The sequence below is a fragment of the Desulfobacca acetoxidans DSM 11109 genome (assembly GCF_000195295.1).
In the GTDB taxonomy this organism is placed as follows: Bacteria; Desulfobacterota; Desulfobaccia; order Desulfobaccales; family Desulfobaccaceae; genus Desulfobacca; species Desulfobacca acetoxidans.
Map to the genome: position 1 here is coordinate 3024915 of NC_015388.1, position 23407 is coordinate 3048321.

22 protein-coding genes and 2 riboswitches are annotated in these 23407 nt (G+C 52.8%); of the genes, 12 read left to right on the plus strand and 10 right to left on the minus strand.

Annotated features, from left to right (window positions below):
* The first annotated feature begins 26 nt into the window (after positions 1-26).
* From argJ to DESAC_RS13645, 3 genes are all read left to right on the plus strand, one after another.
* The gene (gene argJ / locus DESAC_RS13635) at positions 27-1211 is read left to right on the plus strand and encodes a bifunctional glutamate N-acetyltransferase/amino-acid acetyltransferase ArgJ (protein WP_041284633.1); all 1185 of its coding nucleotides are present in this window, start codon (positions 27-29) and stop codon (positions 1209-1211) included.
* Positions 1212-1446: 235 nt separating this feature from the next.
* Positions 1447-2466 (plus strand): trypsin-like peptidase domain-containing protein, encoded by a 1020-nt coding sequence (locus DESAC_RS15475; RefSeq protein ID WP_013707663.1) that lies wholly within the window; start codon positions 1447-1449, stop codon positions 2464-2466.
* Positions 2467-2515: 49 nt separating this feature from the next.
* The gene (locus tag DESAC_RS13645; RefSeq protein ID WP_013707664.1) at positions 2516-2722 is read left to right on the plus strand and encodes a hypothetical protein; all 207 of its coding nucleotides are present in this window, start codon (positions 2516-2518) and stop codon (positions 2720-2722) included.
* Between the two features lie 91 nt (positions 2723-2813).
* On the opposite strand, the gene DESAC_RS13650 is transcribed toward DESAC_RS13645, so the two are convergent.
* On the minus strand, positions 2814-3122 hold the full coding sequence (locus DESAC_RS13650; RefSeq protein ID WP_013707665.1) for a hypothetical protein: 309 nt from the start codon (positions 3120-3122) through the stop codon (positions 2814-2816).
* 209 nt (positions 3123-3331) lie between these two features.
* On the opposite strand from DESAC_RS13650, the gene DESAC_RS13655 reads away from it, so the two are divergent.
* From DESAC_RS13655 to DESAC_RS13675, 5 genes are all read left to right on the plus strand, one after another.
* Complete coding sequence (locus DESAC_RS13655) at positions 3332-3919, plus strand: PDC sensor domain-containing protein (protein ID WP_013707666.1); 588 nt, start codon at positions 3332-3334, stop codon at positions 3917-3919.
* A gap of 70 nt (positions 3920-3989) precedes the next feature.
* Positions 3990-5129 carry an ABC transporter permease gene (locus tag DESAC_RS13660; RefSeq protein WP_148231253.1) on the plus strand — a complete coding sequence of 380 codons (1140 nt, stop codon included), beginning with the start codon at positions 3990-3992 and terminating at the stop codon, positions 5127-5129.
* 213 nt (positions 5130-5342) lie between these two features.
* Positions 5343-6134: an ABC transporter ATP-binding protein gene (locus DESAC_RS13665; protein ID WP_013707668.1), complete on the plus strand. Its 792-nt coding sequence runs from the start codon at positions 5343-5345 to the stop codon at positions 6132-6134.
* A gap of 18 nt (positions 6135-6152) precedes the next feature.
* Positions 6153-7061: an MlaD family protein gene (locus DESAC_RS13670; RefSeq protein WP_013707669.1), complete on the plus strand. Its 909-nt coding sequence runs from the start codon at positions 6153-6155 to the stop codon at positions 7059-7061.
* 24 nt (positions 7062-7085) lie between these two features.
* On the plus strand, positions 7086-7736 hold the full coding sequence (locus DESAC_RS13675; RefSeq protein WP_013707670.1) for an ABC-type transport auxiliary lipoprotein family protein: 651 nt from the start codon (positions 7086-7088) through the stop codon (positions 7734-7736).
* 262 nt (positions 7737-7998) lie between these two features.
* Here DESAC_RS13675 and DESAC_RS15480 read toward each other — a convergent pair whose 3' ends face one another.
* The 7 genes from DESAC_RS15480 to crcB all read right to left on the minus strand — a co-directional run bounded on the left by DESAC_RS15480 (position 7999) and on the right by crcB (position 15331).
* Positions 7999-9066 carry a GAF domain-containing protein gene (locus tag DESAC_RS15480; RefSeq protein ID WP_013707671.1) on the minus strand — a complete coding sequence of 356 codons (1068 nt, stop codon included), beginning with the start codon at positions 9064-9066 and terminating at the stop codon, positions 7999-8001.
* A 181-nt stretch (positions 9067-9247) separates the two neighbouring features.
* Positions 9248-10528: a phosphopyruvate hydratase gene (eno, locus tag DESAC_RS13685; RefSeq protein ID WP_013707672.1), complete on the minus strand. Its 1281-nt coding sequence runs from the start codon at positions 10526-10528 to the stop codon at positions 9248-9250.
* 110 nt (positions 10529-10638) lie between these two features.
* Positions 10639-11850, minus strand: a complete 1212-nt coding sequence (locus tag DESAC_RS13690; RefSeq protein WP_013707673.1) for an MFS transporter — start codon at positions 11848-11850, stop codon at positions 10639-10641.
* A 23-nt stretch (positions 11851-11873) separates the two neighbouring features.
* Positions 11874-12296 (minus strand): universal stress protein, encoded by a 423-nt coding sequence (locus DESAC_RS13695; RefSeq protein WP_013707674.1) that lies wholly within the window; start codon positions 12294-12296, stop codon positions 11874-11876.
* Positions 12297-12400: 104 nt separating this feature from the next.
* Positions 12401-13582 (minus strand): cation:proton antiporter, encoded by a 1182-nt coding sequence (locus tag DESAC_RS13700; protein WP_013707675.1) that lies wholly within the window; start codon positions 13580-13582, stop codon positions 12401-12403.
* Positions 13583-13660: 78 nt separating this feature from the next.
* Positions 13661-14941 (minus strand): DUF190 domain-containing protein, encoded by a 1281-nt coding sequence (locus DESAC_RS13705; protein ID WP_013707676.1) that lies wholly within the window; start codon positions 14939-14941, stop codon positions 13661-13663.
* A 12-nt stretch (positions 14942-14953) separates the two neighbouring features.
* The gene (gene crcB / locus DESAC_RS13710) at positions 14954-15331 is read right to left on the minus strand and encodes a fluoride efflux transporter CrcB (RefSeq protein ID WP_041283997.1); all 378 of its coding nucleotides are present in this window, start codon (positions 15329-15331) and stop codon (positions 14954-14956) included.
* 217 nt (positions 15332-15548) lie between these two features.
* Positions 15549-15622, minus strand: a riboswitch (Fluoride riboswitch).
* A gap of 103 nt (positions 15623-15725) precedes the next feature.
* A riboswitch (Fluoride riboswitch) is annotated at positions 15726-15799 on the plus strand.
* Positions 15800-15838: 39 nt separating this feature from the next.
* Between crcB and DESAC_RS13715 the strand changes: the two genes are divergently transcribed.
* From DESAC_RS13715 to DESAC_RS13730, 4 genes are all read left to right on the plus strand, one after another.
* On the plus strand, positions 15839-17593 hold the full coding sequence (locus tag DESAC_RS13715; RefSeq protein WP_013707678.1) for a dynamin family protein: 1755 nt from the start codon (positions 15839-15841) through the stop codon (positions 17591-17593).
* Between the two features lie 107 nt (positions 17594-17700).
* The gene (locus tag DESAC_RS13720; protein WP_013707679.1) at positions 17701-17985 is read left to right on the plus strand and encodes a hypothetical protein; all 285 of its coding nucleotides are present in this window, start codon (positions 17701-17703) and stop codon (positions 17983-17985) included.
* Positions 17986-18069: 84 nt separating this feature from the next.
* Positions 18070-18354 carry a hypothetical protein gene (locus DESAC_RS13725; protein ID WP_013707680.1) on the plus strand — a complete coding sequence of 95 codons (285 nt, stop codon included), beginning with the start codon at positions 18070-18072 and terminating at the stop codon, positions 18352-18354.
* Positions 18355-18606: 252 nt separating this feature from the next.
* The gene (locus DESAC_RS13730; protein ID WP_013707681.1) at positions 18607-19242 is read left to right on the plus strand and encodes a histidine phosphatase family protein; all 636 of its coding nucleotides are present in this window, start codon (positions 18607-18609) and stop codon (positions 19240-19242) included.
* Positions 19243-19444: 202 nt separating this feature from the next.
* Here DESAC_RS13730 and alaS read toward each other — a convergent pair whose 3' ends face one another.
* Both alaS and recA read right to left on the minus strand, forming a co-directional pair.
* Complete coding sequence (alaS, locus tag DESAC_RS13735; RefSeq protein ID WP_013707682.1) at positions 19445-22081, minus strand: alanine--tRNA ligase; 2637 nt, start codon at positions 22079-22081, stop codon at positions 19445-19447.
* Positions 22078-23127 carry a recombinase RecA gene (gene recA / locus DESAC_RS13740; protein WP_013707683.1) on the minus strand — a complete coding sequence of 350 codons (1050 nt, stop codon included), beginning with the start codon at positions 23125-23127 and terminating at the stop codon, positions 22078-22080. Before recA ends, alaS begins: the two co-directional genes overlap by 4 nt.
* Between the last annotated feature and the right edge of the window lie 280 nt (positions 23128-23407).

Genomic DNA, 23407 nt, shown 5'->3' on the forward strand with positions numbered 1-23407 from the left:
ATATTGTCATGCAACACCTACAAAACCTGCTCGTTCCCGGGTTTCGAGCCGCCGCGGTGGAAGCCGCTATCAAAAAACCCGGCCGCCTTGACCTGGCCCTCATCGTCTCCGAGTACCCGGCTGCGGCCGCCGGAGTTTTTACGAACAATAAGGTAAAGGCTGCACCGATCCTGCTCTGCCAAAAAAGACTGCGCCGCGGCCGGGCCCAAGCCATCCTGGTAAATAGCGGTAACGCCAACGCCTGCACCGGTGAAGCAGGATTGGAGGCCGCAGTGGTAACTTCCAGGACCATCTCCAGACTGTTAGGTCTGTCCGAAACCCTGATTTTACCGGCCTCTACCGGAGTTATTGGCCAGCCGTTGCCCCTGGACCGCATGAACTCCGCCCTCCCCTCCCTGGCGGCAGGATTGCGCCCTGACGGCCTGCCAGAAGTGGCGCAGGCCATTATGACTACCGACACCTTCCCGAAAACCTCTCGGGTTCAGGCCCAAATCAATGGGTCAGTTGTCACTATCGCCGGAATTGCCAAAGGCGCCGGCATGATCCATCCGGATATGGCCACTATGCTGGTCTTTCTGCTCACCGACGCGGTTGTCGCTCCCAATACCCTCAAAGCTGCTCTCAAACAGGGACTGGTCACCAGTTTTAACCGGATTACGGTGGACGGCGACACCAGCACCAATGACTGTGTGCTGGTACTGGCCAACGGTATTGCCGGCCACAGCCCTATCGAGCAGTTGCAATCCCCTGGGGGTGAAATCCTAAGCACTTCGCTGCAAACGGTCATGGCAGACCTGGCGGCCCAGGTTGTACGCGATGGCGAAGGCGCCGCCCACGTCTTCAAAGTTATTATTGAAGGTGCGGCCAGTGCCGCCGATGCCGTTAAAGGAGCCCGAACCGTGGCCTTATCACCACTGGTCAAAACCGCCGTAGCCGGCAACGACGCCAATTGGGGACGCATCATGGCCGCCTTAGGCAGGGCCGGGATCAGACTTAATCCTGACCGCGTAGATATCTTCTTCGGCCCCCACCAGGTCGTCAGACAGGGTGTCGCTACCGATGCAGCAAACGAGCAGGCGGCCCACAGATTGATGGCAGACGGCAGTTTCGATCTGCGCATCCATCTCAACTTAGGGGCCTACACGGATTACTATCTCACCTGTGACCTGACTGCCGACTATGTCCACATTAATGCCGACTACCGCAGCTAGAAGCCTTTTTGGCAGACAGATAATTCTCTGGATCAGCATTTCTCTTAGTGCTACTATGACAGATGACTCTCAGGACTCCTCTTGCTGCCGCCAGTCATTGGATAGGATGTGACCTGGCGATTAGACCGGGCAAGAATTTTTTTGATCATTAGAAATTAACTTAGCCCTTCAATTTACCGATATTTAGTTATTGACAGCTTATAGCTGAACGCCTGGCAGAATTTTTAGGCCAACTATGCTTCCTATCAAAAAAGCCCTTCTCTGCTGCGTGCTGTTAGCCCTCTTCGCCCCCAATACCGCGGCCTGGCCCCAAGAAGACCTGCCGGCCATCGTCAAGCGCATCTCGCCCGCCGTGGTGGTGGTGGAAACCCGCAAAGGCGGCCGCCGAGGGCTGGGCAGTGGATTTTTTATCAATTCCCAGGGGCATATTGTCACCAATTATCACGTGGTCTTTGGTGCGGACCAGGCGACGGTGAAAACCTACGACGGTAAGCGTTATCTGGTCAAAAAGGTGCTGACCGAAGATAAAAAGGCCGACCTGGTGCTGCTGGCTATCGATATCCCCCCCCATACCGTCAGTTACCTCGAGGTGACGGGAAAATTGCCGGAAGTGGGGGAAAAAGTGTACGCCATCGGCCACCCCATGGGACTGGAAAAAACCGTCTCCGAAGGCATCGTCTCAGCCATTCGCAAGATGCCCAGATTGGGCGAGATCATCCAGATCACGGCGCCCATTTCCCAAGGCTCCAGCGGCGGTCCGGTATTTAACGCCTCCGGCCGGGTTATCGGCGTTGCTCGGGCGACCTATCGCACCGGGCAAAACCTGAACTTCGCCGTCCCCGGGGAAAAAGTCCTACGTTTAAGATCAGGCGGCGGCCAAACTTTTGGCGAGTTCTCCCAGGAAATGCCGGGAACCGCCCTGGAGCAGTTTCAGCGGGGAAGGCTCCTGCATACCCAAAAAAAATACCACAAAGCCGTCCAGGCCTTTCAGGAGGCCATTAGCGTTAAACCGGATTTTGCCGAAGCCTATTATGGCGTCGGCATGTCCTATGGCGCTATGGGGCGGCATCAGTTAGCCATTGACAACTTTCGCCAGGCGGTCAGGCTGCAACCCAACAACCCAGTCTTTCACTTTCATCTGGGCGTGGCCTACCATGTCTCGGGAGATACTCAGCAAGCCATGGAGGAATACCGCACCCTTAGTCGCCTTAATCCCAACCTCGCCCGAAAGTTGAAAGGAATCATGGAACGATAAACGGTCAATGCTGTCAGGATTCTTCATCTGGTCCGAAAAGGGCGGAAATATGAAAACTCTGATCACCTTCGGCTTGGCGATTCTCCTAGCCCTGAGCGTAGCCGCCTGCACCACCGGCCTCTATCGGCAACCGCAGGCAATCCAGCGGGAATTTCCCAGCGGCCCGGGGACCATACCGCCCTCGTGGTACGATTACGACCCCGCTTACGGCCACTGGTTCGATCCCTGGTACGTCAACCCCTATACGTCCTTATAACTCAAGGGCAACCCGATTTCACTCATCCCCCCCCACCCGGATCAGGGATAGGTAACCGAATACCGCCTCGAGGAAGATAGCAATATTCTATCTATATAATATTATTATTGAATAATATCAAGACTGCAACCCGGTCGCTAATGTAACCGTCAAAAGCTGCCAATATGCATTCTGAGGAGAATTTGAGGTGATCAGGTTCCCTATACACCGGAATCCCCAACTGGCTGCGGTCGCTGACTTCCTCCTCCTTGACGCTGTCTACGGTACTCGCGGTAGTACTCAACCAGATACTGCGCTCCAGGGAGATAGCGCCGCCTAAGTAAGCCGAAATAAAAATTACCGCTATTAATTGCCGAGGAAACAAGTTCTGCACACGATAGTAAGCCTGTGCTGCCAGCAAATGATTTCCAGAGCTTGCGGGTGTTTCTTAACGAGGGTTTCAATCCCAGCAATTTCATTCACCTGCTAATATCTTCTTGCCAGTCCCCTTGCAAGTCTTGCCGCCGGAATTATTCATTTAAAAAAAACCAGTTGCATGATATAGTAAACAGAGCTTAGAGATTAATTTGCTGAAAACCTTCCAGCCGTTTCAATTAAAGCGAGTTTCTTATGCAGCTATTGAATATCCGCCGGGCAACCGCCTGGCGCCTGATCCTTTTATTCCTGGCACTCCTGATAATCGTACATTGTGGACTCAAAAAGAAACCCCTGAGTCCGGGCGCCCAAAAATTTAAACAAGAGATTCAGAGTTTGATCGGGGTCCTGGCGCCATCCCTGATCGAACCGATACAAAAACGCGATATCCCGGCAATTCATACCTCCTTGGCAAAACATCTGGAAACCCATGACAGCATTTGCATAACCTGCTCTTTTCGAGTTGGGGTCTTAGACCGGCAAGGCATTGTACTGGCCACCTACCCCAAGATCGGTCTGGCAGGCATTAATTTTTCAACGTATCAGACCGTAACCGAGGCTTTGCAGAGAGGACGCATCGGCAGTCAACCGATATTCACCCCGCAAGGTGAGGCAGACTTTATCATCTGCGCCCCAGTCAACCGAGGAAGTAAGATTATTGGGGCCCTAGCACTGGCGGTCCGCAGCATTGATCTGGAAAATAAATGGGGCATTTCAAAAAAGGAATTCCCCTCCATTGATTTTAATACCGGATCTGGATTGGCGAGCAGTTGGTCCGAGTAAGAAGCAAGCTAGTCATCTGCGACAGCTTAAAGTTAGCGGCTGTTGCACTACCCGCACCCTTCGGTTCTGCATGAAGCCAACTCTTAAGAGACAGTATACGATCACCATCCAGCCGCAACCCGATGGTGGCCAGAAGCTCCTCATATCCGGCCGTCTGGAGTTATTCGATCTGGCGATATTTTCCCGAGAGATCCAACCCCTTCTACAGCAGCCGCAGCTATCCAGTGTGGGTTTGGATCTCGGAGGCTTGGAATACCTGGACAGTGCCGGGGCCCTAGCGGTCCTGCAACTGGCGGAAAAGCTTAAGTCTCAAGGAATCATCTGCACCTTAGACAATATTTCTCCAAAAATCAAAAAAATCTTGGACCTGATCGATATCCAGGCCTTGACCCACCCACCCCTCATCACCGTTGGCAAAAGGTTTGGGTGGATCAGCCAGGTGGGTGAAGCCTCCCTGGCCTTTTGGCGTGATATCATTGAGGTAATTGCCTTTTTTGGAGAGTTGCTGCTGGACCTCGCCTCGGTCTGTCTCCGTCCCCGCCGGGTTCGCTGGGAATATGTTATGTTTTACATGAAACGGGCGGGAGTCGATGGTCTGCCTATCGTCAGTCTCATCGGCCTGCTGCTCGGCCTGATCATCGCCTTTATGTCTTCATTGCAATTGCAGCAGTTCGGCGCCAACATCTATGTGGCTTCGCTGTTGGGGGTTGCTATGGTCCGGGAACTTGGACCCATCATGACGGCCATTCTGGTTGCCGGCCGCTCCGGCTCCGCCTTTGCCGCCGAAATCGGTTCGATGAAAGTCAGTGAAGAGGTTGATGCTCTGACAGTTATGGGTTTCAACCCGATGCGGATGTTAACCACTCCCAAGGTAATAGCCTCTCTGGTGGTAGTACCGCTGCTCACTATTTATGCGGATCTGCTGGGTATCATCGGCGGTCTGATCGTTGGCGTCACCATGCTTGACCTGACGGTCTACTCGTATATCCAAGAAACCCGAAGAATCCTAACCCTTTTCGACTTTACCTCCAGCTTCATCAAGTCGGTTGTCTTTGCCTTTCTGATTGCCGCCATCGGTTGCCAACGGGGTTTTCAGGTCCGCGGCGGCGCTTCAGCCGTCGGCTCGGCGACAACTTCGGCAGTGGTAGCGGCAATTTTTTTGATTATCGTCGTGGATTCAATCTTTGCCATCGTTTTGACATATGTTTGAGCTAGGTGTCAGGTATATAACTGACTGCTAAGAGTGCTCAGGGCGAATACAAGATTCGCCCCTGCGATACAAATCTACTTTCTATGGATGTCTTACGGCGAGTTAGTTAGAAAATAACCCGTTCACAGCCGGGAAAACCTCTGCCACCGGTAACTGATTTTAATGGTGTATGGGTGATTCATTAGTGATAACTATTACATCGGGAGCCATCTGTTGAATGGAAGCAACGGCGGCAATCATTCTGCCGCACCCTCGGAGCCGGTCATTGTCGTTGAGCATATGGCCTCTCGTTTTGGGGACAACCTCATCTTCCAAGACGTCAGTTTCCAGGTTAACCGGGGGGAGATCTTTGTCATTTTAGGAGGCAGCGGCTGTGGCAAAACCACCCTGCTGAAACATCTGATCGGCCTGTATCAGCCCGCGGCCGGCAGGGTAGTAGTCAACGGCATCGATATCGCTACCCCGAATCTGCAGCGACTGCGGCAGGTAAGAAAGAACGTCGGTATGCTCTTTCAGGCCGGAGCTTTGCTGGGTTCCTTGACCCTGGCGGAAAACGTGGCGCTGCCCTTGCAGGAATACACTGATCTCTCCGAAACCGAGATTGATCTGATTGTCAAGATGAAGCTGGCGTTGGTAAATCTTGCCGGTTATGAAAATCATCTACCGGAGGAAATCTCGGGCGGCATGAAAAAGCGGGCCGGACTGGCACGGGCTATGGCCCTTGATCCGGCTATTCTTTTCTTTGATGAACCCTCCGCCGGATTGGACCCGATCACCGCAGTGGAACTTGACCTCTTAATTAAAAATCTTAACTCCGGCCTGGGAACCACCATGGTCATTGTAACTCACGAATTAGAGTCTATCTTTATGATTGCTCATCGAATTATTATGCTGGATAAAGCCGCCAAGGGGATTATCGCTGAAGGCGACCCGAGATATCTCAAAGACCATGCCACCGATCCCAAGGTGGTTAATTTCTTTAACCGCAAGCCGATGACTAGCTAAAGGAAAGGGAAACCGCGCATGGCCAGGAAGACTTCGAGTTTTCTGGTGGGGCTCTTTGTCATCATCGGGGTCGCCCTGACAGTATTCGCCATCATCTGGGTCGGCGTGACCGGTTATTTCCAACAAGGCGCTACCTATGTCACCTACGTGGACGAATCGGTCCAGGGTCTGCAAAAGGATTCCGTCGTCAAGTTCCGCGGGGTTGATGTCGGTCGAGTAGAGCATATCCGCATTGCACCGGACAATAAACTCGTCGCCATCATCATGAAAATAAACCTGCCGGGAGACCTGACGGAGAACATAGTAGCCCAACTCACCAGTTCGGGCATCACCGGCATCATGTTTATAGACCTGGATTACCGGCGTCCCGGAGCACCCGACTTATCTCCTAAAATCGACTTCCCTTCGGAGTACCCGATCATCCCATCCAAGCCGTCGGAATATACCAGAATCATCTCCGGCATCAATGACGTTATCAGTCGGTTGAACCAGATCGACATAGAGGGTATCTCCACTCAATTAAAAGATGCCATTCGGGAAATCACTCTCCTCCTTAAAGGCGATAAGGTTCAGTCAATCCTGGCAAAAACCGAGAAAACGGCGGCGAATCTGGAAGCCTTGACTGGCAAGGCCAACACCCTGGCAGGAGAAGTGAAACTCACTGAAGTGATCAGGGAGACTACCGCGACCATCAGCGAGGCCAGAAAATTCGTCGTTGACCTTAATCGCCAGCTCTATGATCTCAAACTCCCTGAAACTATGGGGAAAACCCGCAATCTGCTCCGGGAGGCCCAAGCCATCGGCGAAAATCTTCACCGCACTACCGAGTCTTTGGAGATGTTCGCCGATAGGATCTATGAACGCCCGCCGGATCTGTTATTCGGCAAGCCACCGACACCGCGCTGGAATGAAAAGACGGCTCGATAACCCATTAGACCAAGGAAGCGACAGGTGCAACGAATCAGCAATTTATTTAATCGCCAGCTTGCCGCCGCAACGGCAGCCGTTATCATGATGACTCTGACTGCGATCGGCTGCGGCAAACCACCGGTGACGCTCAATCGCTACCTCCTGGAATATCCCTCCCCGGTTTCGGGTAGCAGACCAACCCTGCCGGACAGCATCCGGGTGGAGCTCTTCGCTGCGGTTCAAAGCCTCACCACCACTGCCATGATCTACCGTCCCAAACCTTATGAGGCCAGCTCCTATGCCTACAATCGCTGGCAGGTAAGCCCCAGTCATCTGGTCACCGATTATCTGCTGCGCGATCTGAGGAATTCAGGTCTCTTTCAGGGGGTCTTCGGCTATCAGCAATCCGGGGGGGTCAGTCGCTTTAAGCTCGAGGGCGCGGTCCAGGAATTTGCCGAAGTCGATGCCCCGGACGGCTGGAAGGCGGTCTTGGCCATTTCCATCAATCTATTGGATACCAATCAGGAGGAAATCACCCGGCGGGTAATCATGCAGCAGAATTATTGCTCGGAAGAGAGTATGCCGGACCAGACCCCGCTAGGTCTGGCGGGAGGTATGAGCCGGGCCATGGAACGCATTTCAGCCCAGGTGATCGCTGATGTTTACCAGGCCGCGAGCCGAGCCGGCCGGTAAAGACGCAGGTAATGAGGTTTCCGGCCTGGAATCATGAATCATCAGTGGCAGGGTCTTCCTAACTGCGTTGTGGTTATTGCTCATGCCGCATTCACCTCAGAGAGGTGGTTAACAGACCGCCAGGCAGAATTCCTTGAATCGGTTTACGGATAATAGATCAGGCTTCCAACCCAAATAATTTCTTGATGGCCCCACACTTCCAGGTCTGGCGAGATAAATCCGGGTCAGACCTGGAGGTCTTCCTACCAGGTCTTGCACCGGTTTATATGCTCCGAGTAAAACCGCTGAAACGGTAGAGGTCGCTCATCAGTTCTTCATGTTCCTGCTTGAGCTTTTGGTACATACGGGCGTTTTCCAGTGCCAGGGCCGCCTGTTCCGCCAGCGAGGTCATGAACATGATCTCCTCTTCGGAGAAGCTTCGGGGTTCGCTGGTATAAAGACGAAGGACGCCAACGACATTTCCCTTCAGTGCAATGGGGATGGAAATAATAGACTTGATGCCTTCTTCAGCCGCGGCCTGGGGATAGTTGGCCCGGGGATCGGAGGCCACATCATACATGATCACGGCCTTGCCGGTCATGGCTTCGGTGATGGACTGATCCGTTTCCACCGGCCCCTTGTTGATATAACGATCACTTAACCCGAAGTGGGCCACCAGGGCCATCTGTTTGCGCTTTTCATCCAGCAGGCGGACGGCCGCAGCCTTGATATCGAGGGCGTTGGTGGCGGTCTTGACCATCAGAGAGAGGACTTTCTGCACTTCCAGGGAGGAATTAATTGCCTTGACGACCTGTTGCAATCCTTTTAAAAATTCCAGTTCTTTTAATTTCGACTCATACATCTCAGCATTAATCAGGGCCTGGCCGCCGAGTTCGGCCACGGCGCCGGCGAAGTCAATCTCATCCATCAGAAATTCCCGAGGTTCGGCGGTGAGCATCCGCATGACGCCGATGACCTTGCCCTTTACCAAAATGGGGATGGCCACGAGCGTAGCAATACCCTCCTCTTTGGCCTCCAGGGGATATTGGATGCGCGGATCGGTGGTCGCGTCATAGATTGCCACCGGACGGCCGCTCAAGGCTTCGGAGATGCTTTTGTCCATGTCTACCCGGCCTTTGTGCAGATACTTCTCACTCAAACCGAAGGACGCCACCAGTTCCAGGGTGCTGGTTTTCGGGTCCACCATGCGGATGGTGCAACCCTTCAGATTCATCACCTCCGTCACTTTGCGGACGACGAGGTTTAATATCTCCCTCACCGACAGGGTGGAACTGATAGCCTTGCTGATCTCCTGAAAGCTGATGAGATACATTCTTTCTTTGCTGCTCATATCTTCAACTCCTTAAAATTAAGGATTTTTCCCAATCATGGCAGAAAGCCGGGTTCTTGTCAAAGGTTAAAACCGACAACGGCAGCTTTTCTGCCATCCTTGGGAACTTTGCGGCAACTTCCCCGGGATTGGAAGAAGTTTAACAGAATTGCACAGGTTATTCAACTACCGCAACTTATGATTACTGCTTTCCAAAGGGATTTTGGAACAGCGCCACCTGGCCCAACTCCGCTTCGATCTCCAGGAGTCGATTATACTTGGCAATGCGTTCGCTGCGGCAGACCGAACCGGTTTTAATCTGGCCACCGCCCATGGCCACGGCAAAATCAGCTAGGAAGGTGTCTTCCGTCTCACCGGAGCGGTGGGAGATGACAAAGGCCCACCCTGCCTGCCGGCATAGTTGAATTGCCTCTATCGTCTCGGTCACACTGCCGATCTGATTGAGTTTGATCAGGACGGCATTGCTGGCCTTCTCGGCAATGCCACGGCGGATGTAGTGCGGGTTGGTGACATAGAGATCATCTCCTACGATCTGGAGCCGATCTCCCAGGAGCGCCGTTTTTTTCTCGAATCCCGGCCAATCGTTTTCGGCCAGGCCGTCTTCGACCGAGACAATCGGATAGCGCCGCACCCACTCTTCGTAAAGCGCAACCATCTCGTCGGTGGATTTCTTCCCCTGACCGGATTTGGACAGATTATAGGTGCCAGCTTCAAAGAAAGAACTGGCCGCCGGGTCCAAAGCCAGGGCAATGTCCTGCCCCGGGCGATATCCGGCAGCCTCAATGGCTTCGAGGATCACCTCACAGGCCTCTTCATTGCTCTTGAGGTTGGGAGCAAAACCGCCTTCATCACCGACATTGGTATTGTAGCCTTTTTTCTTCAGGATATTCTTTAAGGTGTGAAACACTTCGGCGCAGTAGCGCAGGCCCTCGGCAAAACAGGCGGCGCCCAAAGGCATGATCATAAATTCCTGAAAATCGACGCTGTTGTCGGCATGCTTGCCGCCGTTCAAGATATTCATCATCGGCATGGGCAAGCGAAACTCTCCCGGTCCTCCCAGATAGGCATATAAAGGGAGATTAGCGTTCAAGGCCGCGGCCCGGGCGACTGCCTGCGAAACGCCCAGAATGGCGTTGGCCCCCAACCTGCCTTTATTAGGCGTCCCATCAAGTTCAAGCATCAGCCGGTCGATCTCGGCCTGACAGATGGGGTCCCGGCCGATGACCTCGGGAGCAATCAGCATATTAACGTGGTTGACTGCTTGCAGCACCCCTTTGCCGCCATAGCGCCGGGGATCCCCGTCTCGCAATTCCACCGCCTCATTTTCTCCCGTAGAAGCACCGGACGGCACCGAGGCCGAAGCCATGATGCCATTTTCCAACCCGACAAAGACCCGCAGGGTTGGGTTTCCACGTGAATCCAAAATCTCCATAGCCTTGACCGAACGAATGCTGCGGTTCATATGCTCTGTCCTTTCCGTAGTATGATTGAAATCGGTTATTAACTATAGCAATTTCTTCAGGCTTAAGAAACGGAGATTATGCTGATTTTCCTAAAGCCGGAATTCGTCCGCTAATATTTGATCACGCAAAATTTTTTGGCCACCAGGATGAAAATCGGTAAAGCCAGCAACTGGCTTGCCACTGAAAAAATGATGAGGTATATTAGGAAATTATTATACAATAGGCCCATGAGCAGGCTGCCCAAAAACCAGAACAGCCCATAGCCGGTCTGAAAAATGCCATAGGCCGAGGCCCGGCGCGGGGACGGCACCATATCGGCGATGGCGGCCCGCATCACGGACTCCTGGGCACCCATGCCGATGCCCCACAGCACCATGCCGGTCATGGCCCCGAAAAATCCGCCTAAGAAGACCAATGGCGCAAAAAAAGCGGACAGCAACGTGGCTCCCACCATTACCATAATCCCGAGGTGGTCATATATATACCCCAGGATCAGCGCGGCAACAGCGTCAGTGCCCATGGCCACGGCATAGGCCAAGGGAATCCAGGTATCGGTCATAACCGCTTCTTTTTTGAAATGATAGGCCACCAGCGGAAAATCCGCATAGCCGGCCCCGATCAGAGCTACCGCGGCGATATACAACCAAAATGGGCGAGATAAACCTGTTGATTCCACCTTAAGCACCTTTACTTCTAACTGGTGCGGCTGGGGATAGAGGTAGCGCCCGGTTAACAGCACCAACAGAGCTAATATCGCTGGAATCAGTAGAATGGCATAGCCGCTGGCGTAACCGCCTTTGACCTGAAAAAATAAAACTATGGCGACGATAAGGGGGCCAAAAATTGCCCCCAGTTGATCCATGGCTTCATGCAACCCAAAGCCCCAGCCCCGGCCCATGGTAGAGGCGGCATGGGACAGCATGGCATCCCGGGCCGGGTTGCGGATGGCCTTGCCTAACCGTTCGGTCAACATGAGCGCCGCGGCGATTTCCCAGCGCCCGGCCAAGGCCAGCAACGGCACGGCAAAAAGATTGAGGGCATAGCCCACCAAGGTGATGGTCCAATAGCGCTTGGTCTGGTCAGTCAGGTAGCCAGAGAGCAGGCGCAGGGCATAGCCGATGAGTTCTCCCAACCCGGCCACGGTGGCTACTACCGTGGCGCCCGCCCCCAGTAAGGCCAGAAAAGGCCCATTGATGCTCCGGGCCCCTTCATAGGTCATATCGCTCAGGAGGCTCACTACTCCAAGCAGGATGACGAATTTCAGCGCCGAGGGTTGGGTAATATCCCTTGATGTTGATTCAGGTTGGTTTTCCTGCGGCATATTGTCGTTGCCTGTCCCTTTTCTTATCGGACAATAAGAACGCTGCAGGGAGCATGACGGCTGACTTTTTCGGCCGTGGTGCCCAGGAAGGCCGCCCAGACCCCGGAAACGCCCCTGTGCCCCATCAGGATCAGGTCATGTTGCCCCTCTTTGGCTATTTCGACGATGGTACGGGCCGGATGGCCGAAAGGCCGCAAGACCTTGATTTCTATGCCAGCCTCCTGGGCTCTGGCCCGCACCTGCTCCACGATCTTTCCATAATGCGCATCCACCACTTCTTTCTCTTCCTGGACTTCATCAATGGTGCCCCCGTACCGCGGCAACTTTTCCTGGACAGTGACGGCCCAAAGCTCCGCTTGATGGATTTTAACAAGATTAATGCCTGTCTCCAGGGCTTTCTTGGCCCCCTCCGACCCGTCGTAGGCCAATAAGATTTTCTGAAACATCTTCACCTCCCGAAGTTGTTTCCCCTAAATATATTTATCTGGAAAGATCGAGTGTCTCTTGGTTCGATGCTTAGCCCAAACCTTTATGGATACGGCCTACATGACTATATTTCCTCTGGATAATGCAAAAAATGATCTGATGTCCCAAAAACTATCGGTTCATAAGGCACGGTGGTTTTAGGCTGGAACCAGGTTTGGGCGATAAATGTGGGTACCACCGCCGAGGCGATGACGACGGTCACCAGAACCGAATACTGCGCCTGGTTGATAATGCCATTAGTCAGACCATACAAGGCCGAAATGCTGCCGAAAGTTAGGCCGGTGGCCATTAACAGGGTGCAATAGTTGCCTTCCCGTTTGCCCATCCGGTAGAACCGAGTTAAAGGCCATACACCGACTATTTTGGTAACCATTTTGACCATGAACAGCAGTGCGATCAGACCTAATGAGGCGGCCAGAGCCGGAAGTGAAATCAGGGCCCCCGCCTTAATAAAAAAGAAAGGGGTGAGTAAGGTGAACGTAATTGTGCGCATGCGTTGGATCAATATTTTATCCTGGACAAAGACGCCGGCCACGACCAGACCAAAGAGGTAAGCCGGCAGCACTGCCTCACTACTGGCTGTGACAGCCAAGGCGCCTAGAAAACAAAGGACCAGGAAAATAAATTTGACCTCGGGTTCACTGACCCGCCCCCCGTATTTTTTAAACATCCAGCGGCTTAGGCGGGGCAGGACCCAAAGTGCCAGGCCGGTTACAACTACAAACACGAGCATCCAACGGTTATATGTGGCGAAGAGCACCCCCAGGGCAAGTACCGTTCCCAGGTCAGTGACAAAGCAGGCGGCCAGGATAAGCTTGCCTATATCAACTTCATTAAGCCGAGTTTCGATCATCACGGCGTAGACGACGGCCACCGAAGTGGTGGACAGGGCGACGCCAGCGATCTGCGCCGCCCGCAGGTCCCAGCCATTGACAAAATAAGTAAAGGCCATGGCTCCCAGGAACGGCGCCAAAAAGGATATGCCACCGATAACCAGGCTGGGTTTGAGATGTTTGCGAAAAGAGACGGGGTCGATCTCGGCCCCGGCCAGAAAGGTGAGCATCATGGAGCCGAAGGCGGCTAACACATCGATCCAGGGGACGGTATGGAAACCCAAAAAATTACCACCAACCATCCCTAAAAAAATCTCCACTAGGGCCACGGAAACCCCGGTGCGGATGGAGATAAGGCTGGCCAGTAAAGCCAGGCCGATCCAACTTGCTGCCGTGAACCAGACATGTTCCACGGTAAGCTCCCCCCCCTTGATATACAGTTTCAGAGCAAGTTCCCGTTTTATTTTCTAACGATTCGTTTTATCCAGGCGTTAAGAAGAGGCAAAACCGGTGCGCAACAGGGCCTCCCGGCTGACCATGCCTTTAAATTTTCCCTGGGCATCGAGAACCGGCAGCCGTTTAATGCAATTTTCCAACATCAGCCGGATGGCTTCATTAATTGGAGCATCTTCCTCAATGGTGATAATATGGGTATTCATAACTTCGGAGGCAGTTTTCACCTCCAGGTGCCGCTGGAGGTGCTTATGCCGACGTCTCCGCTCGGTAAAAGGCAGTTTGCTGACAAAGTAATCCCAGATCCCGGGATGCCTGTCGGCAAAGGCCACCAGCAGATCGCGATCCGAAATCAATCCCAGGAAATTGCCTTGCTGGTCTACGACACAAACCCGCTGTATATCCCCGCAGTCGATCAAGCGAATCACCTCCTCCACCGGTGTCTCAGGAAGAACCGTAGTAGTTTCACGACGCATGATGTCCGAAACAAAGCGCAGGTTCTCCACGTTGATTTTCTGTTTCTGAAAGGTCTGCCAATCCGGGCACTCCCGTAGGATGCTATGAAATATATCCACCCGTGAGAGGTTGCCCACGAGCTTCCCTTCGGCATCAACTACTGGTAGACGCTTCACCTTTTTTTCCAGCATGAGATTCACGGCCTCGGTAACCCTTTGCTCCTGCCCTATGGTCACCGCCGGTTTGGTCATAATTTCTCTGGCCTGTCTCGAACCCAGAGCCTCCAGTACCGCATCCACTTTTTCGTCGGCTGATTCGGATAGCAATCCCAACCGCATCGGCATCCCTGCTTTGTAGATTAGATCGGTCTGGGAGATGACGCCTACCGGATGTTTCTCTGCGTCCACCACCGGAAGGCCGGTAAAGGTGGAGGAGAGCAGCAGGCGTGTCACTTCGGCCAGCGAAGTCTCCAGATTGACCTTTCTCGGCTGTAAAGTCATCAGTTCCCGCACCTGGGTCTGCCTGGGAATGAGCAGACCCCGAGTCCTATGGGAGATTACTTGCACATCCTGAACCACCACAATACCGTCAGTGACCATCTCCTGCATTTTGATCAGAATATTCTCAGCTCCACTTAACGGGGCGATAATCGTAATCTGCACCGGCATGTTGTAGGACAGAACCTCAATACTGCGGGTGGCGATCTCGCCGCTTTCGTAAGAACCCTCAATCCCTCCGGTTACCATAGTGCGCGCTGCGATTTTCAGGTCGTGGACATACTGCACAATGGCCTTATAAAGAGGCTCCCCCCGCCAGCGGGCTTCTTCATCAGTAAAGATTTCAATGAGCTTATAGTGCTGCATACATGGACTCCGTTACCGCAGCCGACCCACCACAAGGCCCAAGAAAACCAGGGCCGAACCGATGACATTGTTGGTTAGAATGTTGGCCGTCGAGACGATATATCTTCCTTCTCGGAAAGCATTTACCGTCTCCAGGCCAAACGTGGAAAACGTTGTCAACGCCCCGAGATACCCGGTCATAAAAAAAAGACGCATAGAGGGATTCATGATGCCCAAACCGCGGTCTGCGAGAGCGAAAGCCAGACCGATGAGGAAGCACCCTAAAAGGTTAACGATGAGCGTTCCATAAGGGAATTTGGCACCAAATAGTTTTACGGCGAACAAAGAAACCCCATAGCGCGAAAGAGCTCCCAGGCTGCCGCCAGCCATCACCAAGAGTATTTTCATCATCCAACTCTCGAACGAAATCAACCGTCGAAAACAATTTATATTGAGCAGTTTGCGGAAGCGCACTATCTTGCAGACCCCAAAGAATAGTCTTGGCCAGGATAAGTCTTTGTAAAAGTTTAAACGCATATCATCATGATATAATTAGCTGATTTAACTGAAACGGAAATCTTCGGCCCGTTTCGCCCCCCCAAAAAAAAAATTCTACTGAAATCATGGAATCCCAGTAGAAGTCATCATCCCGAAAACATTTGCTTCAGGCGGTTGAAGGCGGACCCCATCGCCAGTTTACATTTTTCAAATTACCAATATGAAATAAAAAAAGCAATCTTTTTCCCGCTTTTATCTTTTTTAGGGTTTTTCCGGTTGACTGATATATATAGAAACGGTAATATTAGTGCAAATAGGTGATGAGGTCCACCATAACTGCCTTGCCGAGGAATTGGCCGGGATGATGACTTCTGCCCCACACTTAGGGCAGAAGTTTTTTTTGTGCTGAGGTTTTAGTAAATGAGTATTTATAAGCAGTTTCAGCAATCTCTGGAACAACAACTGAAAAATCTAGCACGCTTCCCAGAAATCAGCCGAACCAATATTTCTTTTATTTTGGATAAACTGCGCCAGAATCGCTTTAATCTGGTTATGTTGGGTGCATTTAAGAGGGGCAAAAGCACCCTGATCAACGCCCTCCTGGGTGAATCCTTACTGCCCACTGCGGTTATTCCCCTAACTTCGGTGGTTACGATCATCGGCTATGGCGAAAAACTACGAATTGATGTCCTCTTTCATAATGGTCAGCGGCGGCAGATAGCCGGTAGCGAATTAGCAGCCTATATAACGGAAAGGGGCAATCCTCATAATAAGAAAGGTGTGCTGGAAGTCGATATCGCCTACCCGTCGGCATATCTTAAAGACGGCGTCCGGATCATCGATACTCCCGGAGTCGGTTCAGTTTACAGCCACAATACCGAGGTCGCCTATAACTACCTGCCGCAGGTGGATGCCGCCATTTTTGTGGTCACGGTGGACCCGCCACTATCAGCCTCTGAGGAAGAGTTTTTAAAGGATATTCGGGAATATGTCCATAAGCTCTTTTTTGTGCTGAATAAAATCGATTATGTAGCCGAAGCGGAACGGCAGGAGGCCCTGGACTTTACCCGGCAGGTATTAACAACTAGTTTAGGGACGGACAATCTCCAGATCTTTCCCCTAACCGCCAAGCTTGCCCTTGAAGGCAAACAGGCCGGGCAACCCAAGCTGCTGGAAGAAAGCCTGCTGCCCCAATTTGAAGATCATTTGCGGACCTTCCTCTATCAAGAAAAGGGTCGGGTTCTGTTGATTTCGTGCGTCACCGGGGCCCTGAAGTCCATCACCGACTCAACCCTGGCTCTGAAGGTGGAACGGCATGCCAGCTCCATGCCTCTCAAGGAGTTGGAAGAAAAGATCGGACGGTTCAATCTTGAGTTGCAGGGCCTGGAAAAAGAGCGTGAAATGTCCCTGCTCCTGTTGGACGGACGCATGAAGGGGGTAATTGAGGAAGTCAACACCGATCTGGAAACCTTTAAAAATGAAACCATGACCCGACTGCGTCGAGAAGTGCAGGAGGCCTTCCAACAGAAACTTCAAGCCTCGGGAGATCTGCGCCAGGAGATGGAGAAGTTTCTCTTTGGCACCCTCCGCAACCTTTTCACCTTATGGCGCAGCAGTGAAATCGAAAAAATTACTCAGAATCTGGCGGGCGTCCATCAGGAATTCGCCGACCGCATAAATTCTATCCTGGAGCGGTTGACCGAACTTACGGCCCGGATTTTTGACTTTTCTCTTCGGGGATTTAGCGCCGAAACCGCCCTGACCGAAAAAAGTCATTTTTGGTTTAAGTTTAAAGAAGACCCGGTTGGCCTGGAAATCATTCAAATAACAATAACCTCTCTACTTCCGCGGGCCTTGACCAAAGGGATGCTCCTCAAAAAACTTTTGGAAAACGTCGACGAACTGGTGGACAAACATTGTGGCCGCTTGCGCTATGATTTTCAAAACAGGCTCAACGACATGGCCCGTGAATTTCGGCAAACTTGGCTGGCCAAAATCGATTACACCACAGACAGTATCCGTCAAGCTCTTGAACGCGCCCTGGCTCAAAAAAAGGACAATAGCCAAACTGTTGCAACCCGACTGGGGGAACTGGACAGGCGATTGGAGGCTATCCTGCAGGCCGAAGCAGCTCTATTAACTTTAAAAGAGCAGATCTCTGCTACTTTACATTAAGACTGCCCAGTATTAAATTTAAATTATTGTATAAGACGGCCATAGGGGCCACGGGTGAAATCTTAATCTTTTTTATTTCCTAACCTTCCCATTCAAAGGAGGTCGCTATGAAAGAGTACGATCAAATCATTGCCGAAAAGGGTCTCCCCCATGTCGGGCAGACAGTACGCAGCAAAAAGTATGGTACCAGATGGCGGGTCATGGAAAAGCGGGAAGTCTGGAATAATATCGATCCTGACCCAAAGAGCGGAGAACCTCGCATGATTCCAGCCATCTATTTGAGCTATTGGAAGATCGAGGAGGGCAGTCCCCCGGGCGTCGGCAAGATGATGGGGTTCTTGTATACTTTGTACGACAATACTTTTTTGTTGAATTGGGATATTATTGCATGATGATAGAATTTCATCTTTATTGTTCCGCTTCTTTGTGGTCGAGATTGCTACCGGCCTCAAAAGAGCATGAGTCAGGAGGCGGCCATGCAGGAATATGATGAAATTGTTAGGAAAAAGGGTCTGCCGAACGTTGGGCAGTTGGTGAAGAGCAAAAAGTACCACACTATCTGGCGGGTCATGGAAAAGCGGGAAGTCTGGCAGCCCCTGGAAGATGATCCGGCAACCAAAGAACCTCGCTGGACCTACGCCATCTATCTCAATTACTGGCGCGTTCAGAAAGACATGGAACCAGGCATGGGAAAGACCATGGGATTCTTATATACCCTAGATGACAATACTTTTCAGGAGAATTGGGATATTCTGTCCTGAGAGGGGTAGCACGAATGGTTAACTAAGAGCGGGGGGATCGTTTATTCGACCCCCTTTTTTTTGACCGGTTTCCGGTTGTTGGTCAAAAAATAAGTTTTGTACAGGCTAGAAAGCTTGTGCCACCAGGAAGCCATTTTCATGGTTGACGGGTGATTCATAAATAATGACAATTATATTCTAACGAAAATTTTGCCATCCAAAGCTACTCATATCGTATTATGATGCATCGCATCCCGATGGAGGAATAGGACAATGACTAAAATCATCCTGGTGCGCCATGGCCAGACCCCGTGGAATAAGGACAAGATTTTTCGCGGCTCCAAGGATATCCCATTGAATGAGCAGGGCCGGGAGGAAGCCCGCCTGGCCGGGGAATGGCTGCAGGAAGAAACCATCCACGCCGCCTATACTTCACCCCTCTCCCGCTCCCGGGATACGGCTCGGGCTATTGCTCAACATCACTATGTCGAAGTCCAAGACCTTCCCGGCCTCACCGACCTCTGTTATGGGGATTGGGAGGGATTGCCCTTGACGGAGGTCAAGGTCAATTATGCCGACCTTTACCGGCAATGGGAGGCAACACCGCATATGGTGCGGTTTCCTCAAGGGGAGACCTTAGCAGAAGTGCGCGGCCGCGCCTGGTCGGCAGTGGCCAAGGTAGTCGCCCGGCATCCGGATGAAACCGTATTGCTATCGGCTCACCGCGCCGTCAATAAGGTGCTTATCGCCGCCTTTATCGGCCTGGATGACTCCCACTTCTGGCGCATCGGCCAGGACACCACCGCGGTCAACCGGTTTATCTGGACCGGCGCCACCTGGCAGATTATTTCCCTGAACGACGTCTCGCACCTGCGCGGTATGGCTCGAGGGGAGTACGTCGATTTTTAAGGCCGGCGGACTGCAAAACTTGAAATATGGCTTGTTATAGCACAACATCCATGCCATTTTGTTACTTATGATTATTTCCTTCAAAAAAGAGGGAAATGAAGATATCTCAACGGGAAGCACACCAAAGCAGCCCGCATGATCTGCCCGGAAAGGTTATGGATACAACATGGCCTTGACAGACCGAATCAGATATCGTGATAAATCACATTAACTTAGCAACGACACCATAGGCTTCTGACAATACCTCCGGCAGCTTCTCTTTAGCAGGCCCACCGGCCTGAGCCATATCAGGCCGACCGCCGCCCTTCCCTCCTAGTCTGGCGGCCAGCTCACCAACAATCTTGCCGGCATGCAACCGGTCCGTCAGGTCTTTGGTGACCACGGTGATGAGCATCGCCTTATCGCCCCGACCGCTCCCCAAGATGATAACCCCGCTCTGAAGCCGGTCTTTGAGCTTATCGGCAAAATCCCTGAGACCTTTGGGATCGGCAACGTCCACCTCCAGGGCCAGTACTTTGACCCCATCCACGTGGCGCACCCGTTCCAGCAGGTCGCCGGAGCGGGCTGCGGCCAACTGTCCCTGCAGGGCTTCCACCTCTTTTTCCAACTCCCGCTGACGTTGCAGGAGCTTATCAAGCCTGGCAAGAATCTCCCCCTTACCGGCTTTGAGCCGCTGACCTACAGCGGAAAGTTCCTGGCTCTCTTCCTGAAGGTAACGCAGCGCCGCAGCACCGCACACGGCTTCAATGCGCCGGATGCCGGCCGCAACGCTGGATTCTGAAATAATCTTGCAGAATCCGATATCGCCGGTTTGGTCCACGTGAGCCCCGCCGCATAATTCTAGACTTACTCCCGGCACCGCCACCAGACGCACGATGTTGCCGTATTTTTCATCGAAGAGGGCCATGGCGCCGGTTTCCAGGGCCTCGGACATTGGCATATAGCTGACATTCACCGGTAGATTCTGTTGGATATCGTGCAGGAGATCGACTTCCAGCTGGGCCAGGACCGCATCGCTGAGGCCGGTAAAATGGCTATAATCAAAGCGGAACCGGTCCGGCGCCACCAGAGAGCCGGCCTGCTTGACATGGTCGCCCAAACGATGGCGCAAGGCGGCATGCAACAGATGCGTGGCGGTGTGGTGACAGGCGATCTGGCGGCGGCGACCGGCGTCTATAGCCAGTACCACCTTTTTTCCGACCCTGATCTCTCCCTGTTTAATTTCACCCTTATGAATAACCACATCATTGGGCAGCCGCTGGACATCGGTGATCGTGATCAAAAAATCGGGACCGCGGATCGTGCCGGTGTCAGCCACCTGGCCGCCGGATTCCGCATAAAAAGGTGTGGTTTCAACGACAATTTCCACCGACCGGCCGGCCTTGGCCCCGCTCACCGTCGCACCTTCCTGGATGATGGCCAGGATCTGGGATTCCGCCTCAAATTGGTCATAGCCCACAAATACCGTGGCCTCCAAGTCCTGAAGGACTTGATAGACCGGAGGAAGTTCACCCGGCAAGCCCCCCTTCCAGGATTGCCGCGAACTTTCCCGCTGACGGGACATGTGCTCATTGAAACCGCTGAGGTCCAACTCGAGCTGCTGTTCCTGCAGGACATCGGTAATCAAGTCCAGGGGGAAACCATACGTATCGTAGAGTTTGAAAGCGATATCACCGGGAAGCCGACGCTCCCCTCTGGCCTTGAGGTCCTCCAGATTGTCGGTGAGAATCTTCAAGCCGTGATCCAGGGTTTCAGCAAACCGCTCTTCTTCATTGTGTACCACCTGGTCAATAAAGGATCGGGCGTCCAGCAATTCGGGGTAATCTCCTCCCATCAGCTCAATTACCTTCTGGCCCACCGGCGCCAGGAACGGCTGCTTGAAGCCTAGGAGGCGGCCAAAACGCACCGCCCGGCGCAGGATGCGCCGCAGTACGTAGCCCCGACCTTCGTTGCTAGGCAGAACGCCATCCGTAATCAGGAAGGTAATAGCCCGGCAATGATCGGCAATGACCTTGAAAGCCACGTCCAAAGCCGGATCTTGACCATAGGCTATCCCAGCCAGCTCTTCGGTGCGGGCAATGACCGGCCGGATGAGGTCGGTATCAAAATTTGTAGGAACGCCCTGAATAACCGCCGTGAGGCGCTCCAACCCCATACCGGTGTCGATGCTCGGTTTGGGCAGAGGCGTCAGATTGCCCTGTTCATCCCGGTTGAACTGCATGAAGACCAGATTCCAGATCTCCAGGTAGCGGTCGCAGTCACAGCGGCCGATACCGCAGTCAGGACCGCAGGCCCGTTCTTCCCCCTGGTCGATGATAATCTCCGAACAGGGGCCACAAGGACCGGTGTCGCCCATAGCCCAGAAATTATCCTTCTCTCCCAACCGGACGATCCGCTCCCGGGGAAGGTGAATGACATCGTGCCACAGGTCGGCAGCCTCATCATCATCATGATAGACCGTAGCCCATAAGCGTTCGGTGGGCAGTTTATAATGTTCCGTCAGAAGCTCCCATGCCATTTCGATGGCCCCGGCTTTGAAATAATCGCCAAAGGAAAAATTGCCTAACATCTCAAAAAAGGTGTGGTGGCGGGCGGTTTTGCCGACGTTCTCCAGGTCGTTGTGTTTGCCACCGGCCCGGACGCATTTCTGGGCCGAAGCGGCGCGAGAATAGCCACGCTGTTCTTCTCCCAAAAAAAGCCGCTTAAACTGCACCATACCCGCATTGGTAAACAACAGAGTCGGATCATGGGCCGGAACCAGAGAGGAGCTGGCCACCCTCACATGACGTTTACTCTCAAAATAGGCCAAGAATTTTTCACGGATTTCTTTTCCGGTCATGCCGTTTCTCCCTTAACCGCCTCTGATTCGGACCCCGGATTTTTCGTAACGCCGAATTTTGCCCTTACTTGAGTATCAAGCTCGGCCAATACCTCCGGATGTTCCCGCAGGAAGGCCTTGGCATTTTCCCGGCCCTGAGCCATCCTTTCAGAGCCATAGCTGTACCAGGAGCCGCTCTTTTGGACCAGGTTCAGATCTGCAGCTAGGTCTAGAAGATCCCCCTCCCTGGAAATGCCCTGGCCAAAGATGACGTCGAATTCACATTCCCGGAAGGGCGCCGCCAGTTTGTTTTTGACCACCCGGACCTTGGTGCGCGAACCGATAATCTCATTGCCGTCTTTGAGCGGCAGCCCCTTGCGAATATCCAACCGCTGAGAGGCGTAGAATTTCAGGGCATTACCGCCGGTGGTGGTCTCCGGATTGCCGTAGACCAGACCGATCTTCATGCGGATCTGATTGATGAAGATCACCGAGGTCTGGGATTTGCTGATCGCCGCGGTGAGCTTGCGCAGGGCCTGCGACATCAACCGGGCCTGGGAACCCATCTGGGCGTCTCCCATGTCGCCCTCGATCTCGGAACGGGGCACCAACGCCGCTACCGAATCCACCACAATGGCGTCCAAGGCATTGGAGCGCACCAGGATTTCGGCAATCTCCAGGGCCTGCTCGCCGGTATCCGGCTGGGAAATGAGCAGATCCTCGGTCTTGACTCCCAACCGCCGGGCATAATTAAGATCCAAAGCGTGCTCGGCATCGATGAAGGCGGCCACTCCTCCCAACTTCTGCGCTTCGGCAATGATGTGCAAGGCCAGTGTAGTCTTGCCGGACGATTCGGGGCCGAAAATTTCTACAACCCGGCCTCGGGGGATGCCGCCGATGCCCAGAGCCAGATCGAGAGAGAGGGACCCGGTTGGGATCACCCCAATATCCGCCGTTCTTTCATCGGCACCCAACCGCATGATAGAGCCCCGACCGTATTGTTTTTCGATCTGGTTCAAGGCCTGCTCCAGGGCCTTGGATTTGTCATTCGCCAACGCGGTGGCCATAGTAGAATACCCTCTTGGTTAAATAAAAAGTTTCTAGTTTCTAGTTTCCGGTTTCAGACTTTAAGACTGATTGTCATGACCTCTCAATCACCCGCGCACCATGGAAAGGTTTTTATTATTACCCTCACCTTAACTCTCTCCCAGAGGAAGAGGAATTTTAGGAAGTTATTTAATGACCGATAACTTTGGCACAGGTTAGAAAGCCTGTGCTACCGGCAAATGATTTTTATGATTGACAGGTGATTTATAACTATGAATGGATAATTTACCTTGCAATCAA

Excerpts from the sequence above, each read along its gene's own strand:
- DESAC_RS15475 (WP_013707663.1), top strand. The coding sequence starts at position 1,447 with ATGCTTCCTATCAAAAAAGCCCTTCTCTGCTGCGTGCTGTTAGCCCTC.
- DESAC_RS13645 (WP_013707664.1), top strand. The coding sequence starts at position 2,516 with ATGAAAACTCTGATCACCTTCGGCTTGGCGATTCTCCTAGCCCTGAGC.
- DESAC_RS13655 (WP_013707666.1), top strand. The coding sequence starts at position 3,332 with ATGCAGCTATTGAATATCCGCCGGGCAACCGCCTGGCGCCTGATCCTT.
- DESAC_RS13660 (WP_148231253.1), top strand. The coding sequence starts at position 3,990 with ATGAAGCCAACTCTTAAGAGACAGTATACGATCACCATCCAGCCGCAA.
- DESAC_RS13670 (WP_013707669.1), top strand. The coding sequence starts at position 6,153 with ATGGCCAGGAAGACTTCGAGTTTTCTGGTGGGGCTCTTTGTCATCATC.
- DESAC_RS15480 (WP_013707671.1), bottom strand. The coding sequence starts at position 9,066 with ATGAGCAGCAAAGAAAGAATGTATCTCATCAGCTTTCAGGAGATCAGC.
- eno (WP_013707672.1), bottom strand. The coding sequence starts at position 10,528 with ATGAACCGCAGCATTCGTTCGGTCAAGGCTATGGAGATTTTGGATTCA.
- DESAC_RS13690 (WP_013707673.1), bottom strand. The coding sequence starts at position 11,850 with ATGCCGCAGGAAAACCAACCTGAATCAACATCAAGGGATATTACCCAA.
- DESAC_RS13695 (WP_013707674.1), bottom strand. The coding sequence starts at position 12,296 with ATGTTTCAGAAAATCTTATTGGCCTACGACGGGTCGGAGGGGGCCAAG.
- DESAC_RS13705 (WP_013707676.1), bottom strand. The coding sequence starts at position 14,941 with ATGCAGCACTATAAGCTCATTGAAATCTTTACTGATGAAGAAGCCCGC.
- crcB (WP_041283997.1), bottom strand. The coding sequence starts at position 15,331 with ATGATGAAAATACTCTTGGTGATGGCTGGCGGCAGCCTGGGAGCTCTT.
- DESAC_RS13715 (WP_013707678.1), top strand. The coding sequence starts at position 15,839 with ATGAGTATTTATAAGCAGTTTCAGCAATCTCTGGAACAACAACTGAAA.
- DESAC_RS13720 (WP_013707679.1), top strand. The coding sequence starts at position 17,701 with ATGAAAGAGTACGATCAAATCATTGCCGAAAAGGGTCTCCCCCATGTC.
- DESAC_RS13725 (WP_013707680.1), top strand. The coding sequence starts at position 18,070 with ATGCAGGAATATGATGAAATTGTTAGGAAAAAGGGTCTGCCGAACGTT.
- DESAC_RS13730 (WP_013707681.1), top strand. The coding sequence starts at position 18,607 with ATGACTAAAATCATCCTGGTGCGCCATGGCCAGACCCCGTGGAATAAG.
- alaS (WP_013707682.1), bottom strand. The coding sequence starts at position 22,081 with ATGACCGGAAAAGAAATCCGTGAAAAATTCTTGGCCTATTTTGAGAGT.
- recA (WP_013707683.1), bottom strand. The coding sequence starts at position 23,127 with ATGGCCACCGCGTTGGCGAATGACAAATCCAAGGCCCTGGAGCAGGCC.